The sequence below is a fragment of the uncultured Psychroserpens sp. genome (assembly GCF_947494225.1).
Taxonomy (GTDB): domain Bacteria; phylum Bacteroidota; class Bacteroidia; order Flavobacteriales; family Flavobacteriaceae; genus Psychroserpens.
This window is the reverse complement of record NZ_CANLUG010000001.1, coordinates 382,535-394,802: the sequence shown is the minus strand read 5'-3', so window position 1 is coordinate 394,802 and position 12,268 is coordinate 382,535. Positions and strand designations below refer to the sequence as shown.

The 12,268-nt window shown below is 32.7% G+C and carries 10 protein-coding genes; 3 read left to right on the top strand and 7 right to left on the bottom strand.

Features of this window, described 5'->3' with window-relative positions:
• Positions 1-20: 20 nt before the first annotated feature.
• The 5 genes from Q0893_RS01670 to Q0893_RS01650 form a co-directional block, all read right to left on the bottom strand.
• Positions 21-1,088: a LamG-like jellyroll fold domain-containing protein gene (locus tag Q0893_RS01670; RefSeq protein ID WP_299272057.1), complete on the bottom strand. Its 1,068-nt coding sequence runs from the start codon at positions 1,086-1,088 to the stop codon at positions 21-23.
• Between the two features lie 339 nt (positions 1,089-1,427).
• A complete protein-coding gene (locus Q0893_RS01665; RefSeq protein WP_299272641.1) occupies positions 1,428-2,888 on the bottom strand; it encodes a DUF3570 domain-containing protein in 1,461 nt (486 codons plus the stop codon).
• A gap of 1 nt (position 2,889) precedes the next feature.
• Entirely contained in the window at positions 2,890-3,102 is a 213-nt protein-coding gene (locus Q0893_RS01660; protein ID WP_299272638.1) for a DUF4266 domain-containing protein, read from the bottom strand.
• A 20-nt stretch (positions 3,103-3,122) separates the two neighbouring features.
• Complete coding sequence (locus Q0893_RS01655) at positions 3,123-4,100, bottom strand: FAD:protein FMN transferase (protein WP_299272054.1); 978 nt, start codon at positions 4,098-4,100, stop codon at positions 3,123-3,125.
• 4 nt (positions 4,101-4,104) lie between these two features.
• A complete protein-coding gene (locus Q0893_RS01650) occupies positions 4,105-4,536 on the bottom strand; it encodes a thioredoxin family protein (RefSeq protein ID WP_299272050.1) in 432 nt (143 codons plus the stop codon).
• 114 nt (positions 4,537-4,650) lie between these two features.
• Between Q0893_RS01650 and Q0893_RS01645 the strand changes: the two genes are divergently transcribed.
• Genes Q0893_RS01645 through Q0893_RS01635 form a run of 3 tightly spaced genes read left to right on the top strand, consistent with a single transcriptional unit; the run spans position 4,651 to position 8,606 of the window.
• Entirely contained in the window at positions 4,651-5,172 is a 522-nt protein-coding gene (locus tag Q0893_RS01645; RefSeq protein WP_298901270.1) for a sigma-70 family RNA polymerase sigma factor, read from the top strand.
• Between the two features lie 51 nt (positions 5,173-5,223).
• A complete protein-coding gene (locus Q0893_RS01640; RefSeq protein ID WP_299272047.1) occupies positions 5,224-6,123 on the top strand; it encodes a FecR family protein in 900 nt (299 codons plus the stop codon).
• Positions 6,124-6,161: 38 nt separating this feature from the next.
• Complete coding sequence (locus tag Q0893_RS01635; RefSeq protein ID WP_299272044.1) at positions 6,162-8,606, top strand: TonB-dependent receptor; 2,445 nt, start codon at positions 6,162-6,164, stop codon at positions 8,604-8,606.
• Positions 8,607-8,613: 7 nt separating this feature from the next.
• Here Q0893_RS01635 and Q0893_RS01630 read toward each other — a convergent pair whose 3' ends face one another.
• Both Q0893_RS01630 and Q0893_RS01625 read right to left on the bottom strand, forming a co-directional pair.
• On the bottom strand, positions 8,614-9,462 hold the full coding sequence (locus Q0893_RS01630; protein ID WP_299272041.1) for an alpha/beta hydrolase: 849 nt from the start codon (positions 9,460-9,462) through the stop codon (positions 8,614-8,616).
• The gene (locus Q0893_RS01625) at positions 9,459-12,224 is read right to left on the bottom strand and encodes a PD-(D/E)XK nuclease family protein (protein ID WP_299272038.1); all 2,766 of its coding nucleotides are present in this window, start codon (positions 12,222-12,224) and stop codon (positions 9,459-9,461) included. The genes Q0893_RS01630 and Q0893_RS01625 overlap by 4 nt, the downstream gene beginning before the upstream one ends.
• Between the last annotated feature and the right edge of the window lie 44 nt (positions 12,225-12,268).

The window sequence follows — 12,268 nt, the reverse complement described above, 5'->3', positions numbered from 1 at the left end:
CGCGTTTAGTTCTCCCTTAATTAATTTTTAATAAGCTTTTTAGTCAGTATGCCTTCAGTGTATTTAAGCTCTATTAAATATAGTCCTGAAGTACATTCGGAAATATCAAAACGTTGACCGTCTGTTATGTTTGTTTCTTCTTTTATCAACTTCCCTGAAATATCATAAATAGATACTTTTTCTATTTCGGAATTTCCTAAGTGTTTAATTCTAAATGTTCCATTAATTGTTGGATTAGGTATAAGAGACACATCACTTTCATTGCTGTCCAGATCACTAACAGATAAGGTATCACAAGACCCTGAAATACCATTAGCAGAAGTGTCTCTGAAATTACCTTCTACATTCATTAGTTGAAAACCATTTAAACTTCCGTTTAAACTATTTGAAGACTTGTCAGTAACCATAGCTATTGCAGTATTATCTGTATCTACCATACCTTGGTTGAGATCAAAGTTTAAGATTAATCCAGTTTCACTTCCATTTAATTCGCAATTTCTCGAGTCTGCAATGTCGCTAGCACTTCTTGCATAGTTCCATATACGAATATCATCCAGCATGCCTTGTAAAGGATATGGATCGCCACCTGCCGTGGTACCAGCACCAATTCTTAGAGGGCTACTATTAGGTGTTAAGTTTCCTGAAACGGCTTGAGTTCGAACGTTTATACCATCAATGTAAAAATTCACTTCGGTACTACTTAAGGTCACAGCTATATGGTACCATTGATCTGGAGCCACAGTATTCCATTGATAATCGGTGAAATTGGCACCAATCCCAGCATGATAAAAACGGAAAATCTTATTTGCTCCATCGGTTAACAACATAAGTCCGTATGACTCGGTGTATCTGGATTTAGCAAAGATGCATTCCCAGTCCCATCCGTTTGTTGTTCTATTTATTTGATCAAAATTCACCCAAGCCTCGAAAGTAAAACTTGTTGTGAAATCTAATAAATCATTATCGGGAAGTTCTATATAATCCCATGAAGCGACTTGCCCATCAAAGTCTAATCCTGTAGCAGTTTGGGCTGTTGAAGTTTGGTATAAAAATACCATTGCAAGTAAAAAAAGTAATTGTTTTTTCATAATTAAATAGGTTAAATAATGTTTGTTACTCTTATGACATGTAATTCTGAGCTTACCCTATTTTTTTTATTAAAAAAATTGTAATTCATCATGAATAAATGATGTTTAATCGGGTTTTTTAAAACACTTAATCGGACATAAAAGAAGTATACAAGCGCATTGGGTATCTATTAGTTCATTATTTGGAATGTTTCATTTTATATTTTATAGGAGGTATATTAAGAGTAGTAGAACATGAGCCAGGGATACTAGTAAAGTAAATGGGATGATTACTCTATAAAATTTATAGTTTTTGTTATACATGGGCTTCATAAATATTTGGGATTCATATGGTCTTTTCTAATCTAATACAAACTTAAATCCGCTAGAAATAATGCTAGAGTTAAGCCCGTCACTTCTATCATAAATGCTATACTTTATATCAAATGACTTAAGACCAAAATTGAAGATTTTAAACGTTGTAAAAATATCTGTATATCTAAATCCTAAGCCATATTGATTGCTATTAAAACTTGATAAATCGTAGTCTGATGTATAAAACTCTGAGGAGGACGTATGGGCTTCATAAGGTGCAAAATAGTCTGCCGCGGTTTGGTTATAAAACCTATAACTAGGATAGAAGGTAAATTTACCGTTACCCAATTTAATAGGAAGTTCAATACTTATTGTATGTGAGTTAATTCCCCAATCATCAAAATAATATCGATAATACGTTCTTAACGCCATATTTTCATTTATATAGCAGTTAAAGCGAGCTCCAATTGGAATTTTGAATCGTGTGTCAGGCAACCGTTCGATATCATCTGCTAATTGAAAAACATCAGTATTTGTTGGTGATGTATAATTAGGAATATTTGCTGCATTTCCTATATAATAGTTTGGTCTATCATTAAAATAAACGCGTTGCATGGGGTTCGCGAGCCATCCTTTTTGTTGGATAACATCTAAAAACAAAGAGAATTGTGCATTTTTACTCACTATTTGAGAAAAACTTAGAGATAAGGAATAAGAATTTCTTGACTCATCTTGTATAAGTGTTGTATTGAATGGATTCCAAACTATGGCACCATTTTTATCAATGGCCTGCCCTTGTTGATTGAGAATCTCGATACCATTAAAAAAACCGTTGTTAAGATCTCCACCAGCTTCATTATACGAGTCTATTTCTGTTGGGTATCTTGGGCTCCAAGTGTCTAGAAAAACTTGTGCTTTAATTCCTAATTCTGTGTTCTTTTCATTAAACAATTTAGTGAATCCTCCACCAAAGCCGATTGAGGTATAGTCGTATTCAGTTGCAAATCCAGCATTAACACTCCATATATTATTTCTATCATCTGAACTATGACTATAACTAACAGTAACTCCTCCCCAAACATCCTTTGCAGAGGCTCCCGATGATTCTACCCACGGACTACCTGTTGGAGATGCATTTGCATTGCCTTCGTTGTCATCGTCATCTCCTCCTCCAGCAGAAGCTCCAGAAGAATCAAAAGGATCTAAATTACTCGAAGACGCCGAGGTATATGCAGAAATTCCTGCATCTATAGTTAATACATCATCTGCATTTAACGGTATGGCAACGACAATAGTTGGGGTTATATCTGTAAGATGCTCGTCGCCTATACCTCCAGTTACTGAAGCATGAGTTCCATCTTGTTGGTAATAACTCATTAAAAAATCAACTTCTGTTGTTTCTAATACGCGTTTTTTATAACCTGAAGATATAGAATCTTTATTCTTATCTTGAGAATGCAAAAGCAAAGAGAAGAAACACAAAATCGATACGAATAGATATTTCATATTAGTTGCAACCACAGCCTCCACCGGTTTTTCCTCCATTTGCTCCAGAAGCACCCTCTCTGTAGACATGAAAATTAGTTTCAAAACGATCTATTTTATTTGAGGATAATGCCATATCTGGATCATTAATATTAACTTTATCATACTCTTTAACAGCCACGCATGAGCTTAGAGATAGTAGTATTACTGTAATAGAAATTCCTTTTTTTATCATCATTAATTTTTTTGATTGTTTTATTTTATATTGATGTTTTTAGAGTAGAATACTTTTCCGGTATCATCAACAATAATGCACTCTATATTTTGTAATTGATTAATAAAGTCTAGGCCAACATCTATTCCCATAACAAAGATTGATGTTGCTAAGGCATCGGCTAGTTCGGCGCTTACGGAAAACACACTTACACTTACAATACCGCTGCTAGGATAACCTGTTCGTGGATCAATAATATGAGAGAATCTCTTTTTGTTAAGCACAACGAACTTTTCATAATTACCCGAGGTAACCACAGCGCTCTCATAAATTGGGAAAAGAGCAAACACTTTATTTTTATTTAAGGGGTTCTTAATTCCTATTTGCCAATCTTTACCTGAACGTTGTTTTCCCCATGTATTCATGTCTCCAGAAGCATTAATAATTCCACCCTCGACACCTATTTTTTTTAATAATTCTTTAGCCTTATCTGCGGCATATCCTTTGCCAATAGCTCCAAACCCAATTTTCATTCCTTTGTGTTTTAGGTATATAGAGTAGTTGTCTTCACTTAATATTATGTTCTTATAACCTACTTTTTCAACAGATTTTTTGATGCGGTCTTCAGATGGCATTTCGGTCATGGATCCATCAAATTTCCAAATGCGATCCATAGATGCATAACTTATATCAAAAGCACCTTCTGTTAGTTTAGATATTTGAATGGCTCTTTTAATCAAATCAAAGAGTTCTTTATCTACAGTTACAGGTTTGATGCCTGCATTTCTATTTATTTCTGAAGTTTGAGAGTTTTTGTCCCATGAAGAAATTAATTTTTCTATTCTTGATATTTCAGATACTGCTGTATCTAAGTATGTGTTGGCTTCAATAGAATTTGTAGCTATAACAGTAATATCAAAACGACTCCCCATTAGCTTTAAAACACGTTTGTAAGTGCCCTGAGCTAAGGCTGTATAGTTAACACAAAACAATAGACCCAAAATAATTAGCTTCTTCATTTATCTATTTTTTAAAAGATTCTAATAATTTTATGTAGGCCTCAGGTGTTGTCTTTTTAAACCCTGTCTCTCCTAAGACATTACCTTTTCCATCGAGCACAACTACATGTGGAAAGTATCCATATTTGTTATACATCTCAGCTAACTTCTTATTGTGATTTTGCTGCTTTTCGCTTAGCGCATTTTTTTTTCGTCTAGGGAAGTCTGCTTTTAACATTACAAAATGAGACTTTGCATAAGACTTAAATGTTTCCGATTGAAAAATAGCTCTGTCCAATTTCATACATGGTGCGCACCAATCTGACCCTTGAAACACTAATATTATAGTTTGTTCATTCTCTTGAGCTATAGATTTGGCAGTTTCCAAGTTAGTATTCCAATCTTGTGAAAAAACACTAAATGAAATTAAAAATGGTAAATAAAGAAGTAGTTTCATGGTAAAGAATTACGTATTGGTCTCTATAGTTAATACACGAAAAAACAACTTCACCCTATTTTTGATGATATATTTTAGTGCTTTGAGTATTTTTGAACTCTCATTAGTTAAAAGATGTCAGAAAAAGAACCTTCTATTTGTGAAGAAAAAATTTATAACGAATTATTTCGGAAATACTACGAGCCAGTAACGAAATACATTTATTATAAATGTGGAAATTTACATCAAGCAGAGGATATTGTTCAGAATGTATTTATTAAAATTTGGAAGCTTTGTGCTACTATTATTTACTCAAAAGCAAAATCTTATATTTATTCTGCATGTAACCATTCATTTTTAAATGAAGTCGCGCATGAAAAAGTAGTTTTAAAGCATCAGAAAACAGTAGAAGAACATACAAATTATGAAAGCCCAGATTTTTTAATAGAAGTTGATGAGTTTCGAATAAAACTAAAGCAAGCTATTAACATGTTAAACCCTAAAGAAAGGGAGGTTTTTTTATTAAGTAGGGTTGAAGATAAAACATATAAAGAGATTGCAGAAATAACAGGTCTTACAGTTAAAGCAATAGAGCGTCGAATGAGTAAAGCCTTGAGGGAATTACGAGACCTGCTTGGAGCGCATATTAAAGTATAAAAATAGGGTAGGGTTTAATTTAAATGTCTTATAGTTAGAAGCTTATAATATATGATGAAAAATTACGATAATGATGATACTTTTTTAGGACGCTGGATTGCAGGAGAACTATCTGACGAGGAACTTATTGCCTTTAAAAAGACCGAGACATATAAACAGTTTAAACTCATTAATAGGGAGTCTCAATTATTAGATGGTCCCGATATTGATGTCGAAAAGGCACTGCATGATGTAAAGCAGAAACTAAAACAAAACAAACCTAAAACAATTCGTCTTTGGCAAACTATTACTGTCGCTGCCATGTTAATTATAGCGTTAGGTGTATTTTTCAATTCATCAAAAACCTATACAAATGCAATTGGTGAAACGCAAACAATCGTTCTAGAAGATGGTTCAAAGGTGCATTTAAACGCTAACTCCAGTCTTTCGTTAAAGCGCTTCTTTTGGTCAAATAATAAAACGGTAAATTTAGATGGTGAAGCCTATTTCATAGTTACAAAAAACAATGATTTTAAAGTAAAGACTTCAAAGGGTATAGTTAAGGTATTAGGAACAAAGTTTAATATAAAAGACAGATCTTATTTTGAATTGAAATGTTACGAAGGAAAGGTTAAGTTTTCTCAGTTGAGCGATGCATCTTCTTCGAAAATTTTGACCCAAGGAATGCAAATAATAATTGATGATAATCAAGTTGAAGATGTACTTTTTAAAGAAGAATCACCTTTGTGGAGAAAAGGTGTTTCAAAATTTGACGAGCAACCGTTACATCTAGTATTAGAGGAATTAACGCAGTATTTCGATATCACTTTTGATGCTCATAACATTAACAAAAACAGATTGTTTTCAGGAAGTTTTAATCATAATGATTTGGATTTGGCGTTAAAGGCAACATTAATCCCAATGGGAATAAATTATAAAATCGAGAAGCAAACGATTATCCTTTCTGAATAAAATACAAAACCTAAATTTGGATTCCCAAATCAACAAATATGAAACATTATTTTTTCGTTTTAGTATTCTTTTTTTCTATGACGATTTTTGCGCAGCAAAAACAGAATTTCAAATACACTCAAACCCCTTTGTCTCAAGTATTAAAAGAGCTTCAAGAGAAAAATAATGTATCCATTTCGTTTGCGTCTGATGTTGTCGAAGGCATTCTTGTTAGTCTTGATTTAAAGCAAGTTACTTGGGTAGAGTTTTTGTCGGTTTTAGAAAGTGAAACGGGTTTGATTTTTAAAAAAATATCCGACAATCAGATTATAGTCACTCCCAATATAGATCGCGATAAACTGCTGCCTATTGAAACATTAGATGATGTTATTATTCTGGGATATGTTACAAACGGGATAGATAAAAAGAAAGACGGTTCTATTGTTGTTGATACTGAAAGGTTAGGGATTTTACCTGGAATGGTAAATACTGATATCGCACAAAGTATCCAGCTAATTCCTGGGGTTTCAACTTTAGATGAATCGGCTACAGGAATACAAGTTAGAGGTGGTTCCCCAGATCAAAATTTAGTGCTATACGACAATATTAAATTATTCAATACTGGATATTTCTATGGCATGTTTTCGTTATTTAATCCTTTTGCCACCCAAAAAGCTACCATTTATAGATCAGGAACAAGTGCTAAATATGGTGATCGTATTTCTGGGATTATAGATATTTCTAGTGGCAATAAAATTTATGAAAACACTAAAGGGGGATTTGAAATAGATGGTTTATCTATAAATGGCTATGTTAAAACACCATTATCAAGTAAGATAGGGTTATATCTATTTGCAAGAAGGTCGTATTCAGACCTATTAAAAACACCTACTTACAATAGTTATGTAGATAAAATTTTTACAAATTTTGGTGTTGCTAGAGATATTAATGGAAATATTTTGCAGTTAGAAACCGACGATGATTTTAGTCCAGAAACCAGCAATAATACATTTAATTTTGCCGATGTTAGTACTAAGTTGATTTTTAAACCAAATGAAAGAAATAACATCGAATTTAGCGCATTGTATACTAGAAATCGTTTAGATTTCGATTTTAAAGGTGGAGATGAAGTCCTTGTAGATTCGCTAATCACTCAAAATAAAGGACTAAGTTTTAACTGGAAACATAAAAGTAACGAAAAGCAAGAAGAGGAGATTACAGCTTACTTTTCTGAATACAATTCTTTTTATCAGAACGATGAAATCAAAGATGAAACAGGAGATGGTATTTTAGACCTGAGCGAAGTTAATATTAGAGAAAATAATATTACAGATATTGGCGTCAACTTTATGTCCTTTAGACAAATTACTGCCACTCAGAAACTAACATTGGGTTATCAGTTGTCTTATACTGATCTAGATGTTACCATAAGTAAAGAAAAGCCTCTAGAACTTGAAAAAGAGGTCTTATTGCAAGACGATCATAATCTTAAGAATGCATTATTTGCAGAGTACAGTATAGGCTTAAAAAATAAAGGCTTGATTAATGCTGGTTTGCGATTTTCACATTATGGTAGTTTAAATGAATTTTTAATTGAACCTCGTGTCAATTTTGAATACCCTTTAAGCAAACGTCTCAGAACAAAAATCGCAATAGAAAGAAGAAATCAACCCATTTCACAGTTAATAGAGTTTAATCATACAGAATTACGTCTTGAAAATAATTTATGGCGATTATCAGATAATGATCAATATCCATTGCTCTCTAGTAATCAAATATCAGGAGGATTATTGTATTACCATAAAAACTTAAACATTGACGTAGATTTTTATTATAAAGAGCTAAAAGGACTAACAACTTTTACTAACGGATTTAGTAATCCCTTGGAAAATTTAGAAAAAGGAGAAAGTACTATAAAAGGGATTGACGTTTTATTAAAATATAAGCGAAAGAACTATAAAATTTGGCTTGGTTATACGTTTAATGATATTATTTTTAGGTTTCCAAACTTAGCCGATACGCCATCTAAATTTAACGGTAATAACGACATTACTCACCAATTTAGAATATCCAATTCGCTTAAATTAAACCAATGGCAGTTTGCTATAGGGTGGCTAATAAGAACAGGGAAACCAATAACACCTGTAAACAGTTATACTATAGAAGTTGATGCTGATGGTGAAAATGCGGGAGTTGTAAATTTTGGCGTAATAAATAGTGATAGATTGCCAAGCTTTCATAGATTAGATGCGTCGGTTTTATATGATTTTAAGATTAAAAAAACAGATGCACAATTTGGTATATCATTTTTAAATATTTACAATAGGATAAAACCAATAAACGTAATTTACAAAGCAGAACGAAAACCTCTAGATGATGGTGGGATTGCTATAGAAGGCACAACTGGCGAAACACCAGAAGAGCGAGAAATTATATTAGAACAGGTAATTCAACGGTTTTCATTAGGGTTTACACCTAATATTTCTTTTAAGTTGTTTATTTAATTAACTATTAATTTCCTGAGGTTATAAAAGCAATCGTTTTAATAACTACAAGGTCTAATGGTTTTGGTAAATCATTTTTTTTCCAAGGATGACTTGCTCCAAATACGTGGTTAGAATTATCTATGGTAATTAATGTGTTTTTTGGGTTCCAAGAATGTAAGGCCAAAGCCTCATCAAATTTTACTGAAGGGTCGTCTTGGGCATGAATAATTAACACAGGTTTAGTGATTCGTTTTATGGCAGATTCAATATGTAATCGACTTTCATTAGCTTTAAAATCTTCATAAAACTGATAGTTATGAGGCATTTGTTGTTTAGTTCTTCCGTTTAATACATATTTAACTCCGTCTTTCCTCCATTGTTCTAAATCTCCAGTGGTAGATGTTCGTTTTCCAAAACTACTTACACTTGCCCAAGTAATGAGTTTCGTAATACTGTTGCTTTCAGACGTTTTTAATATTGAAATTCCACCGCCTCGAGAATGGCCTATTAAAGTAATATTATTAAGGTCTACCTCTTGCTTATATTCAAATGACTTGGACCTAATGAACTCAATTAAACCGTCTAAATCGTCAAGTTCTTTTGAGTAGTTGTTTTCAGCAAAAGCATCTAAGTCTGGAAAATCGATTGGGTCTTCAACGGTTCCGCCGTTATGTGAAAAATTAAATTTTATAAAAAACAGATTACTGTTTTTAAACCTTTGGGCCACTAAATCCCAACACCCCCAATCCTTAAATCCTTTATATCCATGGCAGAAAATGACTATGGGTTTTTTATTTCCATTTGCATTGAAAAAAGCGTCCCAAACAATTGGCTTTTTATTTGTTCTGTATAAAACTTGATTTTTACGTATCATGTTATTTCTTTTTCATTGAAATCTACATTCAAATCATAAATCTCAATAATTAACTTTTTGAGTTCAATTTCAAAAGCGTCTAAGGTGCCCTGTGTTATAGAATGATTCTTGGTTCTACTATTACTAGTTGGTTTAGTTGCAAATTTTAAGACACCAGAACTTAGGTTTTTAAATGAAATAATTCCTGCTTCTATTGGCAGGCTAATCATCGAAGACTTATACATCATATATGCATACATGAGTATTTGAAAACTCTTGCTATACTTATTGTAATCTGTTGAAATAGCTTCCCAATTAACTATTTCAACTTTTCCAGATTCTACACGTCCAGTTTTATAATCTATAATTCTTGTTGTGCCGTTATATTGATCTACGCGGTCAACTTTTCCTGTAAGAAAAACTGTTTTATCGAGTTTTTCTATATATACAGGGACTTTGTTTTCGGTTTCAATAGCAACAATTTTAATGGTATTACCTTTAGTAAGATCTTGAATTTCTAAATTCAAAAAATTTGATATATAACGTTGAGCAATCTCAAAAATAATAAGATTCTTACCAGTTGTAATATCTCCTTCTTTAAATTCCGCTTTAAAGTGATGATGTACGGTTTTAGTAATCTGAGATTTCATTTTTTTAATGAGGTCAACAGTGAGTAACTGATGTTCTAGCGGCTTATAAAAGTCTTCAAGCGTATTGTGAATGACAGTTCCTAGGGTATTAAAAGCTACACTTTCTTCAACCTCTTCATATTGTTTAATTCCTAAGACTTTGTTATAGTAGAAATCTATAGGGTTTCGTATATAATTAGTCAATGAGGAAGGCGAAAATCCTTTTTGAGCTACGCTATCTAAGATACTAAGTACATCTGGTGTTTTTTGAATTTGCCTTAGATTTTCATCTATTGAGGGCACATGAGCAGATATGACATAATTTTTTATTTGATGCTTTTTCTCTACTTCCAATTGGGTAATAAACCTGCTTTTCTCACCTCCATTAAGAACATCAGGTTCTGTATTATAAAGAATATAGGCCGATTTTGCGCGTTGCAAAAGACGATAGAAGTGATAGGTATAAACGGCATCCTTCTCTTTATAGGTAGGCAATTCATTTTCTATTTTGACATCAAAAGGAATGAAGGAGTTATAACTTTTTCCGGATGGCAAGATACCCTCGTTAACTGATGTTATAATAACGGTTTCAAAATCTAAAACACGAGATTCTAACATTCCCATAATTTGTAAGCCTTTGAGAGGCTCTCCCTTAAAGTCTAGTGTTTCACTTTTTATGAGCTCACGATATAAGCTCAATAAGGTTGCAATCGCATTAATATGCGAAAAGGAAGTGTTTAGAGTGTCTAGGGTATTAAACACTTGATAGAAGCGGTATAGATATTCTAGAGCCAATAAGTTGTTTTCTTTGTCAAGACTTAGGGCGGTTTTTATGCTTGCAATAAGAGCGAGGCAATGACGTATTGCAGTTTTTGGCTTATCATCCCAGGAACTAAACAATACGGTTAAGAGCTCGTGATGTTCGGGAGCTACATGCATTAAGTCCTCTAAAGTTAGAGATACTTTATTGTTTACTTGAATATGATTTATAATATGCTGAGCCTTATTGATCCCATTAGTTTGAAATAGAGGTGTTATAAACTGATTTGACAATACCTCGATAATGTTTTTGTAGTATAATGTTTTAGAGTTCGATTTGTGAATATTAAACAATGCTTCAAATAATGATGCCAATGGGATAACTTTTAGCGGCAGTCCCATTGTGATGTTTATAGTATTTATAGATTTAGGAATCGAATTTAGTAGTGGTAATAGCAGTGTTTCATCGCCCAAAACAACGGCAGTGCTTTGTAAGTTTCCTTTTTCGGCATTAATACGTTGTAATAATTCGCCAACATATTTTACCTGACTGATGTTTTTTGGGGCGCCAATAATGTGAATGTCCTTTTCTTGAGAATAGGACTCACCAACCCAGTTGAACTTGTGTTTATTAAAGTATTTCCAATGTTTTCTATGGGATCGCGTAAAAAGCCCTGCGTCGTGAATAGGATCGTCTATAAAGGCTTTGTCTATGTCCCAGTAGATTTGGGCCATATCTTGTTGCAAGAGTTCTTGGATGATAATTTCTTCGGCTTTGTTAAGCGCATTAAAACCTACAAAGACGAATGATTTATTAGAATTTAGAGCAATATATTGTTCAATATTATTAACGGCTTCACGATATACCAGACCTTGATATGCCTTTTTCTTTTGTTTTAGTTGTTTCTGAAACTTTGAGTAGTATATTTTCAGACGATTCCAAAACAGGATATAATTTTTTATGTACTGGGTGGGTTCTTCATCTAAAGACCAATGATGATGTTCAATTTCCTTTATGGCCAATAAATAATCAAATACATGATTTGGTTTGATGAGGTAACGATCTATTTCGTTAAAATCTTGTAATAGCAGTTGAGCCCATTTAGAAAACTTATCAAAAGGCTCTATATTTTGTTTGGGTGTATTTTTAAGGTAGACATCATAAAACTCAAATAAAAGCTCCGCATTAGTCGCATATTGAAAATCTGAAAGCGTTTCTACAAACTCCTCAATAGATATAATTTCGGGAGAAAATAGTGTTTTATTGACATGATTAGAGATGGCTTGTTTAAGAAAAGTACCTGCACGTTTACTAGGCAAGACAAAAGTAAGTTGAGAAATATTATGATTAGTTTCTATTAAATTTAAAATAACCTCGTCTATGAATGTTCTCATTCTATAAAAATAAAAAACGCTCCGAATTTCGGAGCGTTTTTTTA